Source organism: Endozoicomonas sp. 4G, from assembly GCF_023822025.1.
Lineage (GTDB): Bacteria > Pseudomonadota > Gammaproteobacteria > Pseudomonadales > Endozoicomonadaceae > Endozoicomonas_A.
In genome coordinates this window covers 4,890,194-4,915,214 of the sequence record NZ_CP082909.1, presented here as the reverse complement: position 1 = coordinate 4,915,214, position 25,021 = coordinate 4,890,194, and the positions used below count along the sequence as shown (strand labels likewise).

At 48.6% G+C, this 25,021-nt stretch carries 27 protein-coding genes and 1 tRNA gene; 23 read left to right on the top strand and 5 right to left on the bottom strand.

Annotated features, from left to right (window positions below; all coding sequences use genetic code 11):
• Positions 1-276: 276 nt before the first annotated feature.
• The 14 genes from K7B67_RS19280 (at position 277) to K7B67_RS19215 (ending at position 12,656) form a co-directional block, all read left to right on the top strand.
• Entirely contained in the window at positions 277-1,659 is a 1,383-nt protein-coding gene (locus tag K7B67_RS19280) for a transposase (RefSeq protein ID WP_252177487.1), read from the top strand.
• Between the two features lie 700 nt (positions 1,660-2,359).
• Positions 2,360-3,877, top strand: a complete 1,518-nt coding sequence (locus K7B67_RS19275) for an IS66 family transposase (RefSeq protein ID WP_252177486.1) — start codon at positions 2,360-2,362, stop codon at positions 3,875-3,877.
• An 801-nt stretch (positions 3,878-4,678) separates the two neighbouring features.
• Complete coding sequence (locus tag K7B67_RS19270) at positions 4,679-6,079, top strand: tyrosine-type recombinase/integrase (RefSeq protein WP_252177485.1); 1,401 nt, start codon at positions 4,679-4,681, stop codon at positions 6,077-6,079.
• A 61-nt stretch (positions 6,080-6,140) separates the two neighbouring features.
• Positions 6,141-6,335 (top strand): hypothetical protein, encoded by a 195-nt coding sequence (locus K7B67_RS19265; RefSeq protein WP_252177484.1) that lies wholly within the window; start codon positions 6,141-6,143, stop codon positions 6,333-6,335.
• Between the two features lie 11 nt (positions 6,336-6,346).
• Positions 6,347-6,592: a type II toxin-antitoxin system RelE/ParE family toxin gene (locus K7B67_RS19260; protein ID WP_252177483.1), complete on the top strand. Its 246-nt coding sequence runs from the start codon at positions 6,347-6,349 to the stop codon at positions 6,590-6,592.
• A gap of 117 nt (positions 6,593-6,709) precedes the next feature.
• Positions 6,710-7,558, top strand: a complete 849-nt coding sequence (locus K7B67_RS19255; RefSeq protein ID WP_252177482.1) for a hypothetical protein — start codon at positions 6,710-6,712, stop codon at positions 7,556-7,558.
• Between the two features lie 141 nt (positions 7,559-7,699).
• Positions 7,700-7,900, top strand: coding sequence for an AlpA family phage regulatory protein (locus tag K7B67_RS19250; RefSeq protein WP_252177481.1), 201 nt, complete (start codon positions 7,700-7,702; stop codon positions 7,898-7,900).
• 64 nt (positions 7,901-7,964) lie between these two features.
• Positions 7,965-8,354, top strand: a complete 390-nt coding sequence (locus tag K7B67_RS19245; RefSeq protein ID WP_252177480.1) for a hypothetical protein — start codon at positions 7,965-7,967, stop codon at positions 8,352-8,354.
• Between the two features lie 119 nt (positions 8,355-8,473).
• A complete protein-coding gene (locus K7B67_RS19240; protein WP_252177479.1) occupies positions 8,474-9,184 on the top strand; it encodes an ash family protein in 711 nt (236 codons plus the stop codon).
• Positions 9,181-9,375, top strand: coding sequence for a hypothetical protein (locus tag K7B67_RS19235; RefSeq protein ID WP_252177478.1), 195 nt, complete (start codon positions 9,181-9,183; stop codon positions 9,373-9,375). The genes K7B67_RS19240 and K7B67_RS19235 overlap by 4 nt, the downstream gene beginning before the upstream one ends.
• Positions 9,376-9,379: 4 nt before the next feature.
• Positions 9,380-9,631 (top strand): hypothetical protein, encoded by a 252-nt coding sequence (locus K7B67_RS19230; protein WP_252177477.1) that lies wholly within the window; start codon positions 9,380-9,382, stop codon positions 9,629-9,631.
• A gap of 132 nt (positions 9,632-9,763) precedes the next feature.
• Positions 9,764-10,765 (top strand): primase-helicase zinc-binding domain-containing protein, encoded by a 1,002-nt coding sequence (locus K7B67_RS19225; protein ID WP_252177476.1) that lies wholly within the window; start codon positions 9,764-9,766, stop codon positions 10,763-10,765.
• Positions 10,752-12,347, top strand: coding sequence for a YfjI family protein (locus K7B67_RS19220; RefSeq protein ID WP_252177475.1), 1,596 nt, complete (start codon positions 10,752-10,754; stop codon positions 12,345-12,347). The genes K7B67_RS19225 and K7B67_RS19220 overlap by 14 nt, the downstream gene beginning before the upstream one ends.
• 78 nt (positions 12,348-12,425) lie before the next feature.
• Positions 12,426-12,656 carry a hypothetical protein gene (locus tag K7B67_RS19215; RefSeq protein WP_252177474.1) on the top strand — a complete coding sequence of 77 codons (231 nt, stop codon included), beginning with the start codon at positions 12,426-12,428 and terminating at the stop codon, positions 12,654-12,656.
• Between the two features lie 1,263 nt (positions 12,657-13,919).
• On the opposite strand, the gene K7B67_RS19210 is transcribed toward K7B67_RS19215, so the two are convergent.
• A tRNA-Ile gene (locus K7B67_RS19210) sits at positions 13,920-13,996 on the bottom strand.
• Positions 13,997-14,373: 377 nt separating this feature from the next.
• Between K7B67_RS19210 and K7B67_RS19205 the strand changes: the two genes are divergently transcribed.
• The 9 genes from K7B67_RS19205 (at position 14,374) to K7B67_RS19165 (ending at position 20,580) form a co-directional block, all read left to right on the top strand.
• Entirely contained in the window at positions 14,374-14,529 is a 156-nt protein-coding gene (locus K7B67_RS19205; RefSeq protein ID WP_252180613.1) for a type II toxin-antitoxin system HicA family toxin, read from the top strand.
• Positions 14,530-14,594: 65 nt separating this feature from the next.
• Positions 14,595-14,996 carry a type II toxin-antitoxin system HicB family antitoxin gene (locus K7B67_RS19200; protein WP_252177473.1) on the top strand — a complete coding sequence of 134 codons (402 nt, stop codon included), beginning with the start codon at positions 14,595-14,597 and terminating at the stop codon, positions 14,994-14,996.
• 199 nt (positions 14,997-15,195) lie between these two features.
• Complete coding sequence (locus K7B67_RS19195) at positions 15,196-16,176, top strand: DUF2333 family protein (protein ID WP_252180612.1); 981 nt, start codon at positions 15,196-15,198, stop codon at positions 16,174-16,176.
• A gap of 55 nt (positions 16,177-16,231) precedes the next feature.
• A complete protein-coding gene (locus tag K7B67_RS19190; protein ID WP_252177472.1) occupies positions 16,232-16,657 on the top strand; it encodes a hypothetical protein in 426 nt (141 codons plus the stop codon).
• Positions 16,654-17,388 (top strand): hypothetical protein, encoded by a 735-nt coding sequence (locus K7B67_RS19185; RefSeq protein WP_252177471.1) that lies wholly within the window; start codon positions 16,654-16,656, stop codon positions 17,386-17,388. Before K7B67_RS19190 ends, K7B67_RS19185 begins: the two co-directional genes overlap by 4 nt.
• Before the next feature lie 117 nt (positions 17,389-17,505).
• Positions 17,506-18,096 (top strand): HD domain-containing protein, encoded by a 591-nt coding sequence (locus tag K7B67_RS19180; protein ID WP_252177470.1) that lies wholly within the window; start codon positions 17,506-17,508, stop codon positions 18,094-18,096.
• A gap of 8 nt (positions 18,097-18,104) precedes the next feature.
• Positions 18,105-18,416 carry a stress response translation initiation inhibitor YciH gene (gene yciH / locus K7B67_RS19175; protein ID WP_252177469.1) on the top strand — a complete coding sequence of 104 codons (312 nt, stop codon included), beginning with the start codon at positions 18,105-18,107 and terminating at the stop codon, positions 18,414-18,416.
• A gap of 257 nt (positions 18,417-18,673) precedes the next feature.
• Positions 18,674-20,050 (top strand): sodium-dependent transporter, encoded by a 1,377-nt coding sequence (locus K7B67_RS19170; RefSeq protein WP_252177468.1) that lies wholly within the window; start codon positions 18,674-18,676, stop codon positions 20,048-20,050.
• A gap of 77 nt (positions 20,051-20,127) precedes the next feature.
• Positions 20,128-20,580 carry a YaiI/YqxD family protein gene (locus K7B67_RS19165; RefSeq protein ID WP_252177467.1) on the top strand — a complete coding sequence of 151 codons (453 nt, stop codon included), beginning with the start codon at positions 20,128-20,130 and terminating at the stop codon, positions 20,578-20,580.
• Positions 20,581-20,586: 6 nt separating this feature from the next.
• Here the strand turns inward: K7B67_RS19165 and K7B67_RS19160 are convergent, their stop codons facing one another.
• The 4 genes from K7B67_RS19160 to K7B67_RS19145 all read right to left on the bottom strand — a co-directional run bounded on the left by K7B67_RS19160 (position 20,587) and on the right by K7B67_RS19145 (position 25,000).
• Entirely contained in the window at positions 20,587-21,807 is a 1,221-nt protein-coding gene (locus K7B67_RS19160) for a hypothetical protein (RefSeq protein ID WP_252177466.1), read from the bottom strand.
• A gap of 146 nt (positions 21,808-21,953) precedes the next feature.
• Positions 21,954-23,879 carry an acetate--CoA ligase gene (gene acs / locus K7B67_RS19155; RefSeq protein ID WP_252177465.1) on the bottom strand — a complete coding sequence of 642 codons (1,926 nt, stop codon included), beginning with the start codon at positions 23,877-23,879 and terminating at the stop codon, positions 21,954-21,956.
• 33 nt (positions 23,880-23,912) lie between these two features.
• On the bottom strand, positions 23,913-24,593 hold the full coding sequence (locus tag K7B67_RS19150; RefSeq protein ID WP_252177464.1) for an LrgB family protein: 681 nt from the start codon (positions 24,591-24,593) through the stop codon (positions 23,913-23,915).
• Between the two features lie 29 nt (positions 24,594-24,622).
• Positions 24,623-25,000 carry a CidA/LrgA family protein gene (locus K7B67_RS19145; RefSeq protein ID WP_252177463.1) on the bottom strand — a complete coding sequence of 126 codons (378 nt, stop codon included), beginning with the start codon at positions 24,998-25,000 and terminating at the stop codon, positions 24,623-24,625.
• Positions 25,001-25,021 lie beyond the last annotated feature (21 nt).

Below are 25,021 nucleotides of genomic sequence, written 5' to 3'. Positions count from 1 at the left end.
GGTGTTCTCTGGCTTTCTCCAGAAGTGTTTCCCCCATAACATCGGCTTTATGCGCTCCCAGTATTCACGCCTTAATGTATAAGACGACTTTCCCTTTGGCTTGCCTACCATTTCCCTGCTGAACTCGTTTCTACGGTATTTAGTAACAAATACTAGATGTACGTTATTCCTAAATACACATGATCTACCGATCTCCATTCGTACATAAAAACCTCATATTTGACAGATATTTCTAGCCAGACTAGCATGAAGCCATTCAATTCAACAGGTTATGTAATGCTGCAAGGTATCCGACTCAAAGCCAATCCAACAGATCAGCAAAAGTTGGTTCTGTCTCAGTGGATGGGTTGCGCTCGGTTTATCTGGAATGCGAAATGTGATGAACATCGCTATTACAGCACTTACGCAAAAAAATACTGCCCCATAGGTGCGTATGCCCCTATTGACACAAAGGCAGCCCAATTCAAAAGCGAAGAGTTATCACCCTGGTTATCCGATTGTCCCAGTCAGATAATCAGAAACTCGGCTACCAACTGGTATAAGACCTACCAAAAACACATCAATGGCCAGTGCGGCAAGCCAAAGAAAAAGCCAAAATCCGACAAGGGCAGCATTTATCTCACCAATGAAGTGTTCCGGTTCGATATCTGTGAAGATGGTGTAACCCGTCTTTTCATTGGTACAAAGACCAACAATATTGGTTATTTGTCGTTTAAAACTCATCGCCCATTCAACGAACCAAAATCCATTTACATTAGAAAAGAGGCTGGTCAGTACTCCGTTTCTTTCTGTTATGACGATGGATCAGAAGAACCAGCAACAGAAAAAGAGCATTTGGAATACCTTAAAGGTGCTTCCAAAGAGTGGCTGGAAGAGCATGTTATCGGCGTCGATCGAGGTGTTGTTATACCTGTTCATACTGGCGTTAAGCCTTACGACTTTACAGAAAACCAGACAAAGAACATGGATAAGCGCCAGCGATACCTAAAGAGGTTTCAGCGTCGTTTGTCTCGCCAAACCAAAGGCTCTAACCGTCGTCAGAAAACAAAGAACAGGATTAGCAGGCAGCACAAGAAAGTAGCCAACATTCGGCAAGATTTCTGTCACAAAACCAGCCGTAAAATGGTTGACAGCAAGGCCAGGGTCATTGTTTTCGAAGATCTGAAAACCTCAAAAATGACTCGCAGGCCAAAAGCAAAAAAAGATCAAAACGGAAAGTTCATCTCCAACAAGGCGAAACAAAAAGCCGGACTGAACAAGGCCATTCTCAACGTAGGATGGCACTTCTTGGAAACCTATACCCGATATAAAGCAGCAAAAGCAGGCAAAGCTGTATTCAAAGTGCCTGCACCCTTTACGAGTCAAGAGTGTGCTGATTGCGGTCACACTCACCCCGACAACCGCAAGACACAAGAACTGTTTCTTTGCGGTCAATGTGGACACTTTGACAACGCTGACAGAAACGCCAGCATCGTAATCAAGAAACGAGCAATTAGGTTTTTTATGGACTCTGGAACGGAGTTGGTTGGCAAAGGAATTCCTGTGCTAACTAAAGGACGTGGAGCGAAATGTAAGTCGGGAAAGGGCAAGCCCTCTTCCGCAGCTCGCAGTGAAACGTCAAAAAAGAAAAGAACGGTAACTACTCCGGTAGTTGCTTAGTATTGGAAGCTCGCTCCTTTAGGGGCGAGTAGTTCACCCACCGTATACCAGCCGTCATTATCCATAAACCTGTGGGATTGGGGTTTCAGGCCGGGTTTGTGATGACGCTGAGCCATAAGCATTACACTCAGCCGCCTGTGGGGGAGATGGCCACCCCAACAACTTGCACCCCCCTCTTCAACTGCTATCCTCAAACCTCACACAAAAGTGAAGACTTATCCCCAGGGATGGGGGGTATCCCACCAAGCGCCTGGGGCGCGACTGGGAGGGAGCGGTTGATGGCTGAAGAATGGTATCCGTTTAATGGAGTGAACATCTATGAGTAATTTATACGAAACTGATTATCACCAGTGGTTATCCAATCAGGTAGCTTTGCTGAGAAATCATCGCTTTGACCAGTTAGACCTTGAAAATCTGTTGGAGGATTTGGAGTTGGGTATAGAATCCAAGATAGACAATCTTGAGAATTTTCTAGTTAATCTCATACACCATCTGCTTAAAATGGATTATCAAACTACGGTGTTAAGGGACACGATAACCACTGAGAGAGTTTTAAAAGGTTGGATGGTGACTATTAACACGTCAAGGAGTGGGATTAATAGGCTGATCCGAAAGGTAACTATTCAGCCCCCCTGTAATCGACTGGTATTTTCGTGATTTTGTGCCACTCTGAAGTACAGTTTCCTGGTCGTATGCCGCTATGAGTCAGCTTACTCCCGAATTTCAGATGATTGTCGCCCTCCTTGCCGTTGTGAATGAGCTGCAAGAGCAGGTGACCGTGCTGAGCCAGCAAGGGGCAAAGCTGGAGACGGAGAACAAAGAACTCTCAGCTAGACTCAATACCAACAGCCGCAACAGCAGCAAGCCTCCATCCTCGGATGGATATGCAAAACCCAACGCCAAAGCAAAGGACTCTTTAGAGGCGACGGAGAGCGACCCAAAAGACGAAAAACCCAACCCAAAAAGCTTACGAAAGAAGTCAGGTCGTAAGCCTGGCGGCCAGAAAGGTCACAAGGGTTCTACGCTTCGACAAGCTGCTAAAGCAGAGCATACCCACTACCACCCTGTCATTGACTGCGAAAAATGCGGTTGCTCGCTGCGTTCGGAAAAAACGGTTAAGCGGGTTGAACGACAAGTGTTTGAACCTGGTCGTTTTGGTCACTTTGAAGTGACTGCTCATGTAGCAGAGGTCAAAAAGTGTAGCTGCGGTCATGTAACGCAGGCCAGCTTCCCTGAAGGCGTAGACTCTCATGTGCAGTATGGGCCCGTTACTCAGGCACTGGCCGTGTATCTTTGCCAGTATCAGCTGGTGCCTTACAAGCGTGCTTCCCAGTTCTTCATGGATATTTTCGGATTAGAGGTTAGCCCGGGTTCTATCTGCACCTTCCAGGAAAAGGCTTATAACCAGTTAGCCAGCACCGAACAGGCTATTGCCGATGCCCTCAAGGTAGAACCCATTGCCGGTGCTGACGAAACAGGCATGAGAGTAGCCGGGGCGCTATGGTGGATGCATGTCCTTCGTACTGAAAAATGGACGATGTACCACCTTGATCCCAGTCGAGGTCACTCCGCCATAGAGTCCATGGGCATCTTACTGGCCTTTGCTGGAATATTAGTTCATGACCACTACAAGGCTTACTTCCGTTATGCTGCACTTCATGCCCTCTGCAATGCCCATCACCTAAGAGAGTTACAGGGTGTTGTTGACAGGGACTGCAACCATCTTGCCGCACGCTTGCAACGGTTACTGAGACTGGCCTGCCATCTCAGCAACGGTTTCAGAAAGATTGGCATGAAGGCTATGCCAGAAGTGATTTACCAGCGCATTGCCTCACTGTTCGAGCGGACAGCGAGAAGAGCGCTGGCTGAAGAGGCTGAGTATATGGAACGAGTACGGCAACGGCTGGGTCGTGACAAAGTCAAAAATACCAAAGCCTTCAACCTGTTTAAGCGGTTGGTGGAGTTCAAGGACGAAACCTTGAGATTCATGACCGACCTCAACATCCCCTTCGACAATAATGGCAGTGAACGAGACATCAGAAATGGCAAGGTGAAGCAAAAAATATCAGGTTGTATCAGAAGCAAGAAAGGAGCGAAATGGTATTGCCGGATACGGAGTTATGTTTCATCGGCGAGAAAGCAGGGTCAGAACGTTTTCGAAGCCCTGCTTATAGCCATGAAGAATTACCATGATCATCCTTTGCTGGGTGCTGAATAGTTACTCCGAAAGAATTATGGTTTAAAACCAAGAGTTGAAGGTTCCTTGATAGAAGCATATCCCGACGCTAAAAAAGAAGCTATTAAAGCTATGAATCTTTACGTTAATAAAAATCAACAGCTTGACGACAGCAGTTTTCCAGACCGGTGCCCTTGGTCTTACGATCAGATTATGACTGAAGACTGGTACCCACTGAACGGAGTTGAATTATAGCTCGTATGGCTCGTTCCCACGCTCCAGCGTGGAAGCATGACGCACTACCGGTATGCATTCCCACGCAGGGCTTGGGAACGAGGTGAAAAACGCACTCCTCCTCGCCCCGCCTGCGGGATTTTGGTGTTTTTTTTTGTGCGGTTTTGGTGGGTGTGCGGGTGGGTAGGCTGCGTGGTGACACTTTTGTGACACAAAAGCCTATTTTTAGAGCTGTGATGCCCTTGTGACACCCATAAAAAACAGGCATAAAAAAACCTGAAAGCCTTGTTTTATAAGGCTTTCAGGGTTTTTGTTTGGTGGGCCTTGGCAGACTCGAACTGCCGACCTGCCGATTATGAGTCTTTCAATTTGTACTTTCGTACCATTCCACATAATTCCTTATATCGCTTGTAACCCCTTGTTTACTGGGTTTATTATTTCCGCATGATTCCAGACTGTACTATAGTTTTCCACTCAAGCCCGACAGAAAGGGGGAGCAAAGAGGGGAGCAAACGGGGAGCAAATTCAATTTGTCTTACAGGGAGCAAACGGGGAGCAAATTAACAGGTAGGTGACCGGGCAATAACAAGTAATTCAGGTGGGTAATTTATGGGCAAGCGATTAACAGACCTTCAGTTAAGGAATCTAAAGGAAAAAGCCAAGACCGGGGAGAGTATCGGGAGCCGTGGAGACGGTACCTTGCTGTTCTGGCGGCGCAGTCCTGAAAGTATTGAGGCCTATTACCGCTACCGTGAAAAAGGCAAAGAAACATTTCTCAAGATCGGTCAGTACAAAATTACTCGTAACGGGTACGGCTATACCTTAGCGGAGTGTAGAGAGAGAGCGCAACAGTTATCAAAGCTTCGCAGAGAGTGTAACGGTGATCTGAAAGCGCACCTTGAAGCCCAAGCATTGGAGTACCAGCAGAAGCAGCGAGAACTTAAGCGACAGGAAGAATTAGCCAAGACCCAGGGCACACTTTCAGAACTGTGCGAAACCTACGTTTCATCCCTCTACAGGCAGGGCAAGAAATCAGCCAGAGTGGTTAAGGGGGCATTTACTCTATACGTTCTGGAGCCATTCCCCAATCTGGCGAAAACCAAAGCCAAGGACATTACTGTTGAGGACATAGTAACCATTATCAGGCGCATGATAGAGAAGGGCATAACAACCACCAGTAACCGGCTGAGAAGTTATCTCCATGCGGCGTATGAATACGGTATGAAGGCTGATAATAATCCCCGTGAGCAAGTAGAACACGGCAAGCGCTTTCTGATAGAGCACAACCCCGTGTCAGCCGTACCCCGTCAGGCAGACTTTGAAAGAGTCAGAGAGCGTTACCTGAACCACCAGGAGATTAATCGGCTCTGGTATGACTTTACCCCATCGCTGCCAAACAGAAGCCCTGTGTATGGTTTGCTGTTGCGCTTCATGCTGGCGACAGCAGGTAACAGGCCAGAGCAATTAGCCCAATGCCGATGGTCAGATATTGATTTTGAAAGAAGAGTATTTACCTTCATTGAGCGGAAAGGGAAAAGCGGCAAGCCAAGAAAGCGAGTAATGCCACTGACAAGCAAGGCACTGAAAATACTTGAAGAGCTGAAACTGATAACAGGCTCCCATGAATGGCCTTTTTCAATTACAGGGAAAGCTCCGATGACGGTTACCGGTCTTACAAGGCGAGTGAATGAATACTGTGACTGTCTGGAAGCTGAAGCCAAGGCAGCAGGAGAGCCATTACCTGAACGATTCACCTCTAAGGATATTCGACGGACGGCAACCAACCTGCTTATCGAGTGCCGTGTACCACAAGAGCAGCGATTCCTGATCCAGAGCCGGGAAGATGGCAGCATTGAAAGTAAGCACTACGACCACTCGGACAGGTTGCCAGAGAAGCGGGAAGCCCTGAAGAAATACGACGCATTTTTAGACAAGATACTCAAGGGCAAAGATACCAAGCTGGTGGATCTTGACCAGTACCGGCAGTCCACCAGCAGTGTTAAAAATTAGGAAATACGTAAAAGTGGATACTCCAAAATATCTCATTTAATCAGTTACCGGAGATAACACCATGCCAGCACAACCAAAGCCACAATACATAACCGATGACCAGGGCAACCGGGTATCTGTTGTTTTGCCAGTGGATCAGTATCAGGAACTGATAGAAGACCTTGAAGACCTTGCGACAGTGGCAGAACGCCGGGACGAAGAAACCGTATCCCATGACGATCTTATCAAATCCCTGAAGGCTGACGGCAAGCTATGAACCGGTACCTGTTGAGCTGGAAGAAATCAGCACAGAAGGAACTCAGGAAGCTACCCAAGGCAACAGTAATAAAGCTGGTGGCCTTGGCTGAATCGCTGGTGAATGATCCACACCCGGAAGGATGCCGCAAGCTGTCAGGCACAGAACACACTTACCGGGTAAGGTCTGGTGATTATCGGATTGTGTACCAGGTAGATAACGGGCAGTTAATCATTGAAGTGGTGAAGGTAGGCCACCGGAAAGAAGTCTACCGATAAGAACAACGCAGGCCGGAGCCTGTAACTGAATAGCCAGTCTAGGGTAGCTCCTGAAAAGGCGGATAACCCACCCGCCCTGACTGGCTAACTTAATCGTGGGGATTGCTGGGGGCAGTGATGGATACAGTAGATATTTATAAACACCTAAGCCGGGAACTAACGACACAGGAACAGAAGAAAATAAATGAGTTGGAGTTAAAACAAACTCAAGCGGAGTCTGAGCTACTAAAGGACGAAAAATATATAAGTATATTAGATCGACTGGAAGAGTTTGAAAGTCGCTTTGATATGGGTGGCTCTGAATACAGTAAGCTTTATGAGCAAGCTCGGCAGATACAGAAAAGCTACTTTAAAGACTATCTTGATGAAGTAATAAAGAATTTTCCAGAAGTGATACTGGCGATAAGAAACGAGTTCAGATACCGCCAAGAAGAAGCAGTTAACGCTGATCCAGTTCAACCTTTTGACGATTTATTTTCATATGATGAATCAGTTACAAATGAAGATATAAAGAGCTTTAAGCAAGCATTAATACGAAAATTTTCATTGGATCAAAACATTCCACTACCTCTTAAAGCTGGATTCACATCACATGTGCTTGGAATGGATCAAGTAGCAGCTCAGCATATAGTGAGTTATTGCGCTGAAAAATCGGAAAAGGAAATGAGCGATGACGTAGAAAGAGCGATTTATAGCTTGAGTGCTAAACAGGCTGGCAGTATTGGTGGAAAAGCTAGACATGTGGCAAGCAATAAGGCTAGGGAGCAAGCACGTTTCATAGCAAAAGAGTGCTGGTCTGATAATGAATCAAATCCTCCACGAATTGGTGTTGTTTCAAAATGGATAAATGATGAATTAAAAAAGAAAGGATTTAAGCCCCCAGCAGATAAAGTTATCCGACAATGGATTAGTGATATTGCGCCAGCAGAAGCAAAAAAAGGGGGGAGACCAAAGAATAAAAATTGAAAAAAACCACCTTATAGGGGTAGAAACATGTTTTTTAGGGAATAAAACAGGTTTTCTACCTCTACACACAATTTTTAGTACCTTCCGTTAATAGCAAATTATTTTCCGTGGAATAACAAAGAACAACACGGAAACCAGACCATGACCCAACAACCTCAAACCTACCTCACCCGCCAACAAGTGCTGACCCGTTACGGGATCGGTAACACCACCCTTTACCGCTGGATGCAGGATTCAGAAGTAAGCTTTCCCAAGCCTGTCCAGATGGGGCCGCGCTGTGTCCGCTGGAAAATGTCAGAGCTGGAAGCTTGGGAGGAAAAGCGCCAGACAGAAGCCGCATAAAGAAAGGACTACGGGCCACCAGTCCCCACCAGTAAGCCCGTAATACAGTTAAGGACAGCTCATTATGAAACAGCCAACCAAAATAGAAAACTGTCTGTATGCCTTTCTTGAGGCAGGGCCGGCAGGCTTACGACAGATTGAAGTCGCCAGCCCTCTACAGGGTTATCGGTTTAAACAGCAACCCGGATTGTTCTGGAGTAGCTGCCTTAATACCGACGTTTCAAGGCTGGGAAAGCAGAACATTCTGATTGCCCGGACTCTGGACCCGTTCACGCGCAAAGATGGCGGACAGGCCAACTTTTACCGCTACTGGTTACCCAACCGTAAGGCAGCAGGTCAGGCCATTAACCTGCTGAACCATTACCGGCTGAAGCGTGGGGCTGATTATCTAACGGTCAATCTGGTTCAGATGCTGGTGGAGCAATTCCCGCCAGAAGAAACGCAGGCCCGTTAACTGGCTTACTCAATTTGAGTAGACCCACCAGCCAGAAAATAGACGCAGGGTAGGACACCCCTAAACCCGCTGATAAATAAACGTCCTGCCCTGTCAGCTTCAAGAATGGATACCAGGCTATGAAAAAAAATAAAGTCGGTCAGGCAGTAGCAAAATGCTATGAAGGGCATAAAGAAGGACAAAGGCCAACCCACGTACAGCAAGGTTTAACCCGTTATGAGCAACACAAAGAGCAACAGCAGGTAGATTCGCTTAACTCCTCAGATTTGATGAGTTTACCCATAGTTCAGAAGGCGTATTTGCCTAACTTCTCAGATGTGAGCAGTTTACCCGTAGTCCAAAAGCAAGGCTGCTATAGCGGAATCACCTTGTGTGTTAATAACTCATTGCCTGACGGGAATGAGTGCGCTATCGTTCACAGTGTTACAGCAAAATCTGTAACCCGGACTATCACCCCGGTAATACTAAAGGCGCAACAGTCGCCAGCAGAGCGGCTTTTTTGTTGCTTACTTCAGCGTACTTACCGTTTTATGGTAGGGCTGATGGGGCTACCTTCGGGTAGGCCGGTTTCCTTTAGTGCCGGTGGTGATAACCCTATCAGCTCTGCCACCAATTCAGACTTATCACCCTGGGTGGCAGGCTCCAAAACTAAAGGAGGCCACCCAATGGCTATAACCTGTCGTCTTGCCTTACTGAAAGGCAGCTCCCACCGTCTATGTGACCGTCGTGTACGTGGTTACATTACCCTGTCGTTCAACTCCCACCAGCAAGCCCGTAAAGAAGCCAGAAAGCTGGATGCCGTCGTCTGTGGCTGGAGGGTGTCAGCATGACTCGCATTGAAGCACTCGAGCAGGCATTGTTAGCCCTGTCCTTTGAAAAGGGCCAAGCTGAATTCTTTTCCCGACAAGACCATATTTCTGAGTCAGACCGCGATCAGTGGCTGGAGGTAATCGAAAAGGACAAAGCCGCAAGGGATCACTTGTGGGAAATGATCAAAGAAATGAATCAGCAGGGAGGGTAAGCGCATGGGTCATAAAACAGTAAAACAGCTGACCAATGAAATCAGCCGCCTCAGTATTCCGGCTTATGGCCTGTCCTGTCTGTTGGCTGAAGAGACTGTTAGTGCTGAATGCGGCATTTCTCCACGGTTGACTGAACTTGAGACAACCCATATTGCCACCGCTCTGAAAGAGCTGTGCCGATCCGTTCACCATCTGGCGGGAGAGCTGGAAGAAAGGATGGAGGAAAGGATGGAGGAAAGCAGTGATGACTCGTAAACCTCTAAACCGTGGTGCCCACAAAAAATACTCGATCAGAAACTCGGTTAGGCTCCAGAGCGGCAATAGGTGGCTTGAACACCTTAAAGAGCTGGTCAGAGACCCATCAAAAGCGGGCAGGAGTGAAAGACGATGACAGCACAGCTATTCACGGATCGGGTAAAGCTGGCTGCTGGTGGACAGTGGGACAGCATTCTACAGGCTGTATGTGGCCTGACAGATAACGAGGTAAACCCTCGCAAGCGAAATATACCCTGTCCCCATTGTGGCGGCCGTGACCGTTACGAATTCAGGAACGCTGACATTGGGCATTACTTCTGTCGTCATTGTGGTTCTGGTGACGGTTTCAGCCTGATTATGAAAATGCAGGAATGCCGGTTTCCTGAAGCAGTAGACCAGGTAGCCCGTTATCTGGGGATCGAGCGGAAGCCATACCGCAATGAAGCCGAAGCGCTGGCAGAACAGACCCGTATAGCGGTCAGAATGGCACAGAGAAAAGCGCTGCAGGAAGAATGGCAGGCTCTGGAAGCAGAAGAGAAGCGGAGAAGGCAGAACCAGGTAGCTGATAGGGTGCCGTTTATTCTGGCAGGGGCAAAACCGGCTGACCCGAACCACCCTTACCTTGTCAAAAAGAAACTCCCACCCTTGGGACTGTACCAGCAAGGCCGCTTGCTGCTGGTGGCTCTGTATGCTGAAGGGCACAAGCTGGTTAATTTGGAACGGATCACCCCGGAAGGCAAAAAGTTCAGGCTCAAATATGGCCTGTGCGAAGGGGTTTACCATCGTTTCGGAGCTGAGGCATGGACTGTGTACGTCTGTGAAGGCTGGGCAACCGGGGCAAGCCTGTACCTGATGGATAGCCAAGCTGTGAGGGTCTATGCCGCTGCGGGCAAACACAACCTTGAAGCCGTCGCACGGATCGCCAGAGACCAGAACCCGGACAGCCGGTTAATCATTGCCGCCGACAACGACACCCACCAGCCCGACAACCCCGGGCTATCTCAGGCACTTAAAGCGGCTGAATCCACCGGGGCCGCTGTGTTACTGCCAACACTGAAACAGACCAGCGATCAGGGCACAGACTTTTCAGACTTTTATCTTGCCACCGGAGGGCTAAAGCATGGCACTGTGTGACCAGACACACCCAAACATTAAAGTCGTCCAGCCTGAAGCCATACAGAAAGAAATCAGGCAGAGTGGTTTAGACAGTGGGAGCAGGCCCGCTATTGATTGGCCGGAACTGAAGCCTATCAAGAACGACCTGCTACCCGTTCAGGAGATTACACCGGATATGCTCCCCCCGGAGCTTTCCGGCTGGCTGGTGGACACAGTAGAGCGAATGGACAATGCCCCCTTTGAATATGCCGCTGTTTCTGCTGTAACTGCCCTGGGGAGTTTGATCGGTCGAAAGGTTAGTGTGAAACCAAAGCAGTATGACGACTGGGCAATCATTCCTAATCTGTGGGGTTGCTGTATTGGCAGGCCAAGCCAGAAAAAGATACCTGTTATCAAAGACACTACCAAGCCATTAACCCGGCTGGAGGCTGAAGCCAGAGCAGAGCACAAGGAAGACCTGAAGCGTTACCAGGCGCAAGAGAAAATAAACCAGATGGCAACCAGGGAAGCAGAGCGACAGGCGCAGGCACTGGTAAAGAAAAAGGATCTACAGGCCGCTGAAGCCTTGTTGATGGATGAAAGCAGCGACCCGGAGAAGCCCGCCAGCCGCCGTTACATCGTCAATGACGCCACTGTAGAGAAACTGGGTATATTGCTGTCTGAAAATCCATGGGGGTTGCTACTGTTTCGTGATGAGCTGGCCGGATGGATAGCAGGGCTCAACCGGGACGACCGACAACAGGACCGGGCTTTCTGGCTGGAAGCGTTCAACGGCGATGGAACATACAGCTATGACCGTGTAACCCGTGACGATGTATACATACCCTCTAACACAGTGTCATTGCTTGGAGGGATTCAACCGGGGCGATTACTGCCACTGTTGATGACCCAGAGAGACGGGAGCGGGGACGATGGACTTGTAGAACGTTTTCAGCTGCTGGTGTATCCAGATAAACGATCATTCAGGCTGACCGACAGGAGCCCGGACAAGGCATTGAAGGAACAGGCATATCAGGTATTTCGAAGGCTGGACAACATCCCATACCAACCAGAGGAAGAGGACAGGCCCGCTATCCGATTCGATGATCAGGCGCAGGCACTGTTTAACCGCTGGTACTCTGATCTGATGACCCGGATCAGTGGCGAAGGTGTCAGCCTGCAGATGGAAAGCCACCTCGGAAAGTATCCGTCTTTAATGCCAGCACTGGCCCTTGTGTTTCATGTTATCAGCAACGGGGCAACAGGCCGGATCAGCAAGGCATCGGTTGAAATGGCTATCCGCTGGTGCGATGTATTGGAGACTCACGCCAGACGGGTTTATGCCCTGGCCGACGATCCATTAGCCGGGGCCCGGATACTGGCGGACCGTATAGGGCAGTTGCCACAACCCTTCAAAATGGCAGACCTTGAGCGTAGAAGGTGGGTAGGGCTGCAAGAGAAGCGGAACCGAGAACAGGCTGTAAAGTGGTTAGAACTACATGGCTATATTGTGCGGGAAGAATCAAAAGGCCGGGGCCGTCCTTCAGTCACTTTTCATATAAACCCGGCTTGCCTGACAGAAGAAGAAAAAACGAAAAATAGTAGGGGTAGGTATCAGTAAAAACCAGTAAAAAGACTTTTTACCCCTTTTTACTGACCCCTACCCTACATGATTTCTGTTTTTTTCAGGAGAACGACCATGCTAATCAATGCTGAAAACAGGTTCATTGCTAACCAGCGGATGATAATAAATTGGGTGGCTGAATACCTGAATGTGCCAGCAACTCACGTGAAGATAACCAGGCTGTTTAACTGTGAACTGGGTTTACTGATTACTGGACAATACCGGAATAGGAATAGCCGACAGTGGCAACCCTTCCAGCCAATGACCAGGATACACAAACCACAACAGCGCAGGCAGACCCGGTAAGCTTTTCTGTCCTCTCTGGTTTTCCACCTTTTCCGGTATCCAGCCTTGCTACCAGAGGGGCTAGGGTCGCTGGTGGTGGAAAGCATACAGTCCCGAAAATCTCCCAGTTCCCGCGAGTCCGTCACCCCGTGGAGCATACCGACTGTTCAGGGTCCCATCGTTCGGTAAGTGCCGTGGGTCCTTCTGGAGAGTCTCCCCGTTGCGGGTAAGCTGGCGCGCAGAATTTCACTAAATATGAGAATTCACTGAAGGTGGTTGTTGTTTAGCAAAATCGTCGTAAACCCTCGCCCAATCGGGCGGGGATATAAGACGGGAACGCAGAGCGTTCCGGTTGCGTTTTTGTACATAGCTGGCTATATTCACCCTCGGTCTGCCCCTGCAAGGGCACCCGGTGACGAAAACCAAGCACTGGACGAAAAGTTAAGGCAGAGAAAACTGCCCAACCGCCCTTGAAGAACCAGACGAGCCCATACCTGAGTGACCCGTTAAGGCAGCGGAAAACCAAACAAAAGACCAACAAATAACCGAGGGGCACCCGGTTACTGCTGATGGAGGCTTCCATGTAAGTCCAGTCGTTACAGGCTGGCTGTAGCCTGTGAAATCAGAAGCCTCGCCTGACAAGGCGGGGAGTGTCACTTGTGTCTGATAACCCATTGGCCATGAAGATAAAAACAGAACTGATAGAACAACCAGACAGCCACCAGCCCCAAACTGTGCAGATTCGAATAGTTGCGATGGGACCCTGACCAGATCGGCACATCCACGGGGGAACGGACGCGCGGGAATTGGCTAAATTCCTGTGTTCTATGGTCGTCAGCAGCAGCTCTATAAAGCCCTTGCTTCTACTGGCCTGAGAGCTGGCGAAGCTGACGACAGGGAGGGGAAATTGACACTATCATTTCCTCTATTTTTACTCATCACTATCCTGTAGGCCTTGTTATTACGGGAATTTCCTCTATTAAATCCCTCAATAGAGGAAATCCATTTTCACCCTCCAGCCACACTGAAAATACCGCGACCATTCACACCCGCAGCAATTAGGCCAGAAAGGACCCACGCCAGTCTGGGGTAACTGCATATTTGGATTGCTTGTTTTTAAGTATTTCTGGACACCGACAGGAGAGAAGACAGGTAAAAAAAGGTCTGTTTCATTCCCGTGTAATGCCGCTACAGCCCGACAATAAAGGGGAGCAAAGAGGGGAGCAAATACGGATTCAAAGAAAAAGGGTTAGCAGTTATTAACACGCTAACCCTTGCTGTATCTGGTGGGCCTTCCGGGACTCGAACCCAGGACCTGCCGATTATGAGTCGGATGCTCTAACCAACTGAGCTAAAGGCCCCATTTTGACACTATCGACCCTGTAATCTTTCCTGATGACGCATAACGCACAAGACTGTAGGTCACAGAGCCCTAGTGGGTGTGAATTATAAGCATATCAGGGCGTTCTCGCCAACCCTCTGATTTTAATAAAGCTTTTTCTGGCGACCTGCCCGCTCCTTTTAGGGGCAAGTAGGTTACTACCGTTATCTCCGTTCATGGCATCAAAGTAGAGACAGGAAGTGACGTTGACCAAAGTACAACGTGATGAGAGGTAACCATAAAAAAATAGCTCTCGAGATATAAAAATACTTGAAAAAGGTAACTCTAGAGTTATATTAAAACGATGTTCGACAAACAAGGGCGTTGGAGGTGAAAAGTTCAGAGTTGATAAAGGAAATGGAGGCGGCCGGCTGGAAGCTCGACAGGGTGAGAGGAAGCCACCACATTTTCAAACATCCAGATTTCAACAGATCAGTACCCATACCGCATCCCAAAAAGGATTTGAAGCAGGGAACATTGAAAGCAATCAGGAAGCAAGCCGGACTCATATAAAACGATGAGCTCGGTATCAACTCAAAACCTTCATGCAGAATAGGGTTACTCAACGAGGACTACGTATGAAATACCCAATTGCTATTGAGTGGGGTGACGATGAGCATGCCACTGGTATTGCAATACCTGACATACCGGGGGCAATCACGGCAGGGGATACCTACGAAGAAGCTTATAAGGGGGCCGTTGAGGTCGCTCATATTATGTTAGAGGAGATGGTTGGTAACGGTGAGGAGGTTCCTCTTCCATCTCCAGTGAAAGACTTGATGGTCAATCCGGATTATGAAGGATGGGGTTGGGGCCTGATCGAAGTAGATTTATCTCCTTACCTTGGGAAAACAGAAAAAATCAATGTCACGCTTCCCGGTGTACTGGTCAACAAAATTGACTCTTATGTAAAAAGTCACGACGTAAAAAGTCGATCAGCATTCCTGGCGGATGCAGCTATGGAAAAACTTCGCCTTTAAATTTAAGAAAAGTCTGCTCCGGGTCTTTTCCGAGTCATAATTCATCTGACACAGGTGCCGTGTCTTTAATACCCGCCCCGAATAGAGGATAATGAGCAACACTCAGATAGGGGGCAATGAGGAATCTATGGCTCTGGAAAAGATAAAAGAGCGTGTGTCTTCAGTCGCTGAAGGTCTCACGGGCACCTTGGGGGGCAGTATGCCCGGGGGTAAAACGATTGCCGTCGCGGCGGGTGTCGTAGTGATTGGTCTGGCTGCTTTGGGGATGTACTGGAGCAATGAGCCGGACAGTTTTTCAGTAAAAGCCAATACTGATCAGATGGCACAGGCGAATGGCCAGGAAGTTGTGGTGGGTTACACGACGACGGCTACGCTTTATCGCATTGCCGATACACTGCTGAACAAGCCCGGTGGTTATCTTCGCAATGATATCGGCCCTCCCGGTGTGCTTATGGACAATATGCCAAGCTGGGAGCTGGGTGTACTGGTTCAGGTGCGTGATATGGCGCGCTCCCTTCGTAAAGATATGAGTCGTTCACAGTCTCAGTCCCAGGAAGATCGTGATCTGGCCATTGCCGAGCCTCAGTTTAACTTTGATTCCAAGAGCTGGATTCTGCCTTCCAGTGAAAAAGAATATCAGCGTGGTATTGATAAACTGGGCAATTATATGAACCGACTGCCTGACAGGCAGGACCGTGCCCAGTTCTATGCCCGTGCCGATAACCTGACCCGCTGGCTGACCGATGTTGAAACCCGTTTGGGCAGTCTTTCGCAAAGGTTAAGTGCCAGTGTCGGCAAACCGCGCATTAATACCGATCTGGCGGGGGATGCCGAAGCTTCCCAGTCCACAGAAGCCAGCGCCCTGGTAGAAGTGAAAACACCCTGGACCAAAATCGACGATGTTTTCTATGAGGCCCGAGGTTCTTCCTGGGCACTGATTCATCTGATGAAGGCGGTAGAAGTGGACTTCGCTGATGTGCTGGAGAAAAAGAACGCCACCATCAGCCTGAAGCAAATCATTCGGGAGCTGGAAGCCACCCAGGAAACGGTTTGGAGTCCCTTCATTCTTAATGGTGGTGGGTTTGGCGTACTGGCCAACCATTCGCTGGTCATGGCTAATTATATTTCCCGTGCCAATGCCGCAATCATTGATTTGCGCCGGTTGCTTGAGAAGGGATAAGTGCGCTATAAGGTTTTAGTGCTATATTGAGTCATTTACTATTCGGAGGCTGTGTATGAGGGAATATTCATGGCTTTCTCTATCAGAAAGTGAGATAGAGGAAGAGTACAATACTTTAAAGAATGAAGTGGTTGATTCAACAGGTCTTCAGGATTTGCTATCGATCAGATCAAAAAGTGATCTGTTGAAAGTGATCAAACTTTTTCAAGAAATATCTCCTCAACAGGAAAATGATGCTTATTTTAGATCAGGCAAACATAGACAGGCTTTTTTGATATTGAATAATCAAAAAGGAATTTTTGATGAAGAGTTAGGCATAAAAAAGAAGCACTATTTAGATGCTAATGCAGCAAAAGAGTGGAAGAAAAAATATCAGGCAATATTTCATCCAGATAAAAATATTAATGACAAAACCATTAATTATGATGAGGTAATGCAAAAAATAAACAAGATTTACAAGAGGATGGTAGGTAAAGCATGAGTAGTAGGTTACCGTCTATTGTATATCACGAACTCAACAGTTTAGCTGAGGACAGCGAGCTAAAACATATAGTTGATGCTACGATTCATCGTTTAAACAAAGGACATATTACAGCTATACTCAACTCCTTCTTTATTAACACAAAAATATGTGTCAATGGGATTCCGTATATAAAGATCAAGGGACTGTCTAATATTCTCAGAACCGGTAACTCAGGTGCGGAGAGACCTCTGATCTATCAGGGAATGCCAGGCATAACATCGGCGGCTGAGATTATTGAAATTAAGGGGGAGGAACATATATCCGGCCCTACTCTGGTAATGCTTATTGAAGCAAGAATGAATTTTTCAAGGGGCAGAACAAAAGAATATCTACAGATTGCAAAGAGTGCATATGAGAGGATAATCAATCTTCCTGAAGTTAGAGATTTAAAAGATGTTTTTCTTAGCGATATTGATAATAATCGACCACTTTTGAAAATACAGCGTATATCTGAATTAAATATTACTGCGTGCGAATTTTCAGGAAATAGTTTCACTAATAAAAGTGAAGTGGAATTTTCTCATATTGAAAGTGTTATTAGTAACCCATCATTAGCACTTGATATTAATAACGGAGTAATAATATTGAAAACTATTCATCATGAGATTACTCGAAGAAAACTACATGGCTTTTCAGAAATGTATGAGTTTTGTAAGGAGAAAGGTTTTTCCACAAAATGGGCAGACTGAATTTCAACAATAGTATTAAGAGGTAATACAGGCTCTTGGTATTGGTAACGTCTGATTATCAATGGCCTTCATTGTGAAGGCCGTTCTTATTTCTAACGGATGGTTTTTTTAAATGCTATGGAAAACTTAAATCAACACATCAATTTTATAATGGAGCTGGATCGCCTGAAGGCTGTCCAGCGTCGATGCCGGATCAAATGTGATGACAACCGTTTTGAGAACAGTGCCGAGCACAGCTGGCATATTGCCCTGATGGCTCAGGTATTGTCGGTCTATGCCGACGAGCCCGTGAATCTCGACAGGGTAGTGACGATGTTGTTGATACACGACATTGTTGAGATTGACGCAGGGGACACCTTTGCCTTTGATATGGCAGGTCAGGAAAGTACGGCAGAGGTTGAGGCCAAAGCTGCAGACCGAATTTTCGGACTCTTGCCAGAACCACAGGCAAAAAGCTATCGCGCGCTCTGGCAGGAGTTTGAAGAGGCACAAACAGCCGATGGCCGCTTTGCCAAGGCGATGGACCGTCTGCTGCCATTACTGCAAAACTGCCGGAATGAGGGTGGTAGCTGGCTTGAACATGGTGTTTCACGCTCTCAGGTCATCAAGCGGAATGAATACCTGAAAGGGAGCGTACCCAGACTTTGGGATTATGCTGTGCAAGAGATTGATCAAGCCACAGACAAAGGCTGGCTGGTAAAAGATTGAGGTGAACAATGAGCAGCAAACTGGTTTATTCGACCGATATGGGTCGCATCAGGGAAGACAAGGTTAAGGAAACCGTGGGTGATGGCAACGTCCGTGTCCGCCCGGAAAAGAAAGGCCGTGGCGGCAAAGTCGTGACCGTCATCAGCGGCCTGCCTCTTGCGGGTAACGACCTCAAGGCTTATGCCAAAACATTGAAAAAGCGCTGTGGCGGTGGTGGTGCTGTAAAAGACGGCAATATCGAATTACAGGGTGACCATGTGGATGTCATGGTCGATGTACTCAAAAAAGCCGGATACGATGCCAAGCGTTCAGGGGGTTAACTTCGGGAAAAGTGCCATGGAACAAAACGCTCTTTTTTTCCTCAAAGTGTTTTTTTAGAAGAAATCAAAATTAATCCTCTCTATCTGTTTATTTTGTATAGACTGGATAGATGCTTTGTTTGTGATATAGGCTCAGTTGATAGGTTTTTATTGTACATCTGTACTAATTGAGTGCAGTACTTCGGGGGAATACAAAGTATAAGGAAGTTTGTGTGAGGGAAGGGAAATATCTTTCAAATATAAAAAGGTAAATTTGAATGGATCAGGAAAACATCGCGTGTGACAAACCTCCGGAGAATGCTCCCCAGTTTACTTCCAGACTGGGTTTTTATCTTGCGGCTGTGGGCTCCGCTGTCGGTATAGGCAATATCTGGGGATTTCCTACCCAGACTGCCGACAACGGTGGTGCTGCCTTCGTTTTTGTTTATCTTTGTTTCTCTTTCCTTCTTGCATGGCCGATGCTGGTGGCTGAACTGGTGATTGGTCGTTATGGTCGTTCAGATCCGGTTTCTACGCTGGAAAGTGTCAGCAACAGCTTCTTTTTCAAGCTTCTGGGTAAGCTGACGGGTTGGGCATCAACCATCACGGTTCTGCTGATCTACACCTTTTATGCCATTATCTCCGGCTGGATCATCTGTTTTGGACTGGCTCCCATAGCGGCGGCCCTGGGGCTCGACAGTCTGGCGGCTTCACTGATTTCATTTAGTCCCTTGCCCACCATGATAGCCGCCGGAGTGTTTATGGCCATGGTGGCGGCCATTGTCTCTGGTGGTGTGGCTGACGGCATTGAAAAATGGTGCAGCCGTCTGATGCCACTGCTGGTACTGCTGATTCTGTTGCTGATTGCTTTTACCATGACGCAGGAAGGGGCGCTGGAGGGCCTTCGATATTTTGTCCTGCCGGATGTTTCCAAACTGCTGAGCAAAGACCTGCTGATCAGTGCCCTGGGCCAGTCGTTTTTTTCCATGTCCCTGGGAGTGGGCATTATGGTGGTTTATGGTGCCTACCTGACTCGCGACTGCAATATTCCCGTGATGGCTGCCGGTGTTGCGGTGACGGATACGCTGGTGGCGGTAATGGCCGGATTGCTGATTATTCCGGGCATGTTTGTGGCGCTCAATCACGGAATTGATATCTACACTGCCGAGGGTGCCCTGAAAAGTGCCGATAAGCTGGTGTTTGATGTTTTGCCACAGCTCTTTCTTCAGTTTGGTCCGCTGGGTATTTTTCTCTCTCTGGGCTTCTTTCTGCTGCTCACTATTACTGCTTTAACCTCAGCGGTTTCCATTCTGGAAGTGCCGGTCGCGGTTTTCCAGAGACGACACCTTGCCCACAGGGCTACCAGCGCCTGGCTGATCTCGCTGATTACCTTCGGGGTCAGTGTCTGCGTCATGATCTGGTTTGATCTGCTCTTTGACTTTGTGGTCAACCTGACAACCCGATATGCTATGCCTCTGTTGAGCCTGGTCGTCTGTATCTATGCGGCCTGGATTTGGTCCAGAGATCAAAAACTGAAAGAACTGCAGAAAGGCTATCCGGATATTGAGCACAGTCTCTTCTGGAAAATCTGGCCCTGGTACATCCGGTTTTTCTGCCCGTTCATGGTGATGGTCCTGATCTTTTTCACTTTTTGATGATATCTGGAATTCGGGCCTGAGAGGTCTTAAATCAGACAGGCTCCTGATGTCCGGATTAAGAGCGTTTTTGCAGAATGAAAATTTGGGTTGATGCCGATGCCTGCCCGGTGGTGATTAAGGAAATTCTTTTCAGAGCCGCCGACCGAACCGAAACCCCGCTGACCCTGGTGGCCAACCAGCCACTCAGGGTTCCGGGATCCCGCTTTATAAAATCCCTGCAGGTCGCCTCCGGCTTTGACGTAGCGGACAACGAGATTGTCAAAAGAGCTGAACCAGGAGACCTGGTAATCACCAGCGATATTCCCCTGGCCGCTGAAGTGATTGAAAAAGGCGCTGGTGCATTGAGTCCTCGCGGTGAACTCTTCACAGAAGATAATATTCGGGCAAGACTGAATATGCGTGACTTTATGGACACACTCCGAGCCAGTGGTATTGAATCCGGTGGGCCTCCGGCACTGAGCCAGAGTGATCGCCAGCAGTTTGCCAACCAGCTGGATAAGTGGCTGGCCAGGTTTCAGTGTCATTAAAGACACTTACCGTCTCAAAATCAGGTGCCCTAACACTGACCCGGCAAATTTCAGCGTGGCGGAAAAAGAATTAGCACCAGACCTGGCCACATGCAAAGCTCTTACCTGAGCAAGGGGATAGGCCGACGGGTACGATTTGATTGGTTGCCTTTGTGACAGCCTTTGTGACAGCCTTTGTGACAAAAAGGGCGCTCCTTTCGACCGAAAAACAGGGTCAGTAGAGGACGGAGTATAACCAACAGCCGGGCCTGTCGGCCAAGTGTGGGCGGGAACAGGGAAACCCGGAGGATTGCACCTGGCCAGAACATCAAACCTGGCTGGCGTGATTAGCTGTAATTCGGGCAGACTGGAATCTTCGGTTTGTACCACTGAGCGCCAGGCCAGAACAGGCGTCGGTATCTCATTATTCTCCGAGTCTCTGCGGTTCAGTTTCAGAACCGGTTGCCTGCGTGCGACATTGAGTTCAGCAAAATATTGCTGTTTATCAACATTTGCAGCTTTACAGGAAGCTGAATATATATCCTCCATCGTTATGTTGTCAGAATCCTGTTTATTCATAGTTTCTTTGGCAAAGTTAGTCCACAAATCACTTTGCCAGATTGAATCCATGTCAACGTAAACTCTGCCCCCGTGAACCTGGATATTATTCATAGTTTCTAGGGCAAAGTTAGTCCACAAGCCATTTTGCCAGATTGAATCCATCTCAACGCACACTTTGCTCCCGTGAACCCGGATATCGGTAAATACATAACCATAACTGGCCATCCGGTCTGCCGAGGGCCATCTTGGGAACTTTTCCAATAAGCAAAGGCCATCTTCGTTAGAGTATGAGTGCACTCTCTGATGGCGCTCAAAGTCTTGCGCATGATGGAGTCCTGAAAAACCATGAAGCACGATAATATCCCTGGTGGACAGTTCCTTGATTTTCTCCGAACCCAGGAAGGATTCATCAGGCAATTGATGAAGGAATAGCAGCCGGGTGCCAGGGTTAAGCTGAGCAACTTTTCGTTTTCCTGAATCAAAAGAGACCAGGCAACAACCAATATGGTTAACGGTTGAATGTTCTATGAGGCTGTTACTGGCCTCCTTGGTAGTAAAGGTCTGATGCTCGGAACCATGATGCCAGAATAACTCAGAAGCATTGCGCCCCCGGGATGCAGAAACATGATCACGCTCGTTGTTGCCCCAGTTTTCACGAAACATGGAGATATGCGAAATTGGTCCCATTAGAAGAACTCCTCAATTGTATCCAAGGGCACGCCTTTAGAAAGTGATAGATAATTTATTGACCATACGGTCATAAAAAAGTTTCACCTTTGATTGGCAAGCGTGGCTATGCCGAGCGTATGGACTCCTTCAAGGTTTATAGATTTTCAACCGGAACCCAAAAGCTGGTTAATCACCGCCGGATCCGCCAGTGTACTCAAGTCGCCCAGGTTATCTTTCTCGCCCTGGGCCAGTTTGCGCAGGATGCGTCGCATGATTTTTCCAGAGCGTGTTTTTGGCAGGGCAGGGCATGGGTGGAGTACCTCCGGGCGGGCGAATGAACCGATTTCACTGACCACCAGGTTCGACAGTTCCTGTTTCAGAGCGTCGGTGATTTCAACACCGTCCATGGGCGTTATGAAGGCGTAAAGGCTTTCGCCCTTGACCGGGTGAGGCACTCCCACTACGGCGGCTTCTGCAATCGCTTCATGCAATACCAGGGCACTTTCAATTTCTACAGTACCCAGGCGATGACCTGAAACATTAATGACATCATCTATTCTGCCGGTGATCTGGTAATAACCATTTTCATCCCTGCGGGCTCCGTCTCCCGTAAAGTAATAACCCGGGTACTGACTGAAGTAAGTGTCGATGGTTCGCTGGTGATTGCCATACACGGTTCTGATCTGGCCCGGCCAGGAACTGGTGATCACCAGACTCCCTTCACCGGGGCCGACAATCTCATTACCCTCGTTATCCAGAAGGGCGGGACGGATACCAGGGAAAGGCCGGGTTGCAAAGCCGGGTTTTAACGCCGTAGCTCCCGGCAAAGGGGTAATCATCATGCCGCCCGTTTCTGTTTGCCACCAGGTATCGATAATGGGGCAGCGTTCTTCACCCACGCTCTGGTGGTACCACTGCCAGGCTTCCGGGTTAATGGGTTCACCTACGGTTCCCAGAATTTTCAGACTGGCGCGTGAGGTTCGTTTGACGTATTCATCCCCCTTGGCCATCAAAGCCCGGATGGCCGTGGGGGCTATGTAGAGCGTATTGACCTGGTGACGATCCACCATTTCCCAGATTCTTGAGGCATCAGGCCAAAAAGGCACACCCTCATACATGACCATGGTGGCACCGTTGGCTAATGGACCATAGACAATATAGGAGTGGCCGGTAATCCAGCCGACATCGGCACCGCACCAAAAAACGTCACCTTCGTGGTAATCAAACACGTAATGGAATGTGACCGCGGTATGAAGCAGATAGCCCGCTGTGCTGTGCAGAACTCCTTTAGGCTTTCCGGTGGAGCCGGAAGTGTAAAGAATAAAGAGTGGATCTTCAGATTCCATGACTTCAGGTTCACAGATAACGGGCTGGCCTGATATCAGTGCCCGATAGGAAATATCCCGCCCTTCCTGCCATTCAATCCTGGCTCCGGTTCTTTCGTAAACCACGACTGTGTCGACATCAGGACACCCTTTCAGGGCTTCATCCGTATTCTGTTTGAGAGGAACAGGCTTCCCTCCCCGAACGCCCTCATCAGCGGTGATCACTGCCCGACAGCCACAGTCGAGAATACGGTCGCGAAGAGAGTTTGGCGAGAAACCGCCAAAGACGACGGAATGAACCGCGCCAATGCGTGCACAGGCGAGCATGGCATAAACGGCTTCTGGCACCATGGGCATGTAGATACACACCCGGTCACCCCGGTTAACTCCCCGTGCCTTCAAACCATTGGCCAGCCGGCAGACCTCATTATGAATCTCCTGATAAGTGATGTTGCGTTGCAGGTCGGGCGTGTCACCTTCCCAGATGATGGCGATCTGGTCGGCCCGATTTTCCAGATGCCTGTCTATGCAGTTGACGCTGGCATTCAGCTGTCCCCCCCTGAACCAGGTGACTTCACAGCGTTCGAAGTCCCCTTCATAAATGGCATCCCAGGGGCGATACCAATCCAGGTAATGCTCGGCCTTGTTAGCCCAGAACGTTTCCGGGTTCTCCAGAGAGTAGCGATACAGCTCCTGATATTTTTCTTCGCTCATCCATGAGTCTTTAAAAGCTTCGGGAACCGGGTAGATTGTTGCCTGGGTCATCGCCTATTACCTGTCTTATCTTTAAACCGGTACCTAGTATAGAACCCATGGCACCACCCAGGGTGCTAACAGGGCGCTGATACTGGCAGAAAGCACCAGCGCCAGGGCACTATAGGCGCCTTCTTTCAGTGAGCTTTGCGCCATTCTTGCCGTGCCCAACGCGTGACAGGCCGTGCCCATGGCGATGCCCCTGGCTTTGGGATCCGTGATTTTCAGCAACGACAGTAATGGCAAACCAAAGATAGCCCCCATCAAGCCCGTCAGGATGACGGCAATAGCGGCCAGCGAAGGGACACCATTAAGGTTATCCACAATCATCAGGGCAATGGGGGTTGTCACCGATTTGGGGGCCAGGGAAATAGCCACCTGACCATCGGCACCGGCCAGAAGCGCCAGGATAACCGTGCTGACAAGGGCAAACAGGCTGGAGATAAATACCACCAGAATCACACCGGGCAGCTCCCGATGAATCTCCCTCATCTGTTGATAAAGAGGCACTCCCAAAGCAACAACGGCGATGTTCAGCAGCTTGCTTAGCCAGTCACCTCCCTGTTGGTAATCGGAGTAAGGAATATTGCCAGCGAGAAGCATACCTGCGAGTACCAGAATGCTGATCAATACAGGATTGAGCAGTGAATGCTGGAAACGATTCTGAAGCTTCCAGGCCATCAGATAGACGGCTATCGTCAGAGAACAATACAGCAGGCCTTTCATTGGAGTGCTTGCAAGCATCGTAAACAAGGTCATTGTCGTGTACGCTCCAGCCATTGAAACAACCAACCAGCAACGGCCATAATGATCACTGTCCCAAGAACACAGGTTAACAGGAGGGCGCCAAGGCTATTGGCCAGCAGGTCCAGCTGATCGACGACACCGACTCCAATGGGGACAAACAACAGGGACATCCAGCGCACAAGAAAACCGGCACCGGCCTCAACCCAGGACAGTCGAATCAGGCCGCTGCCCAGCAGCGCTGCCAGCAGCAGCATTCCGATAATACTGCCCGGAAGGGCATGGCCGATCCAGACGCTGACCAGATCACCTGTCCACAGACAGGCCATAAGAATAATGACACTGCTTAGCCAGGCTGCCATACGTTGGCATAGAAAGGCTATTTTCACTAAAAAACTCCCTGGGACATG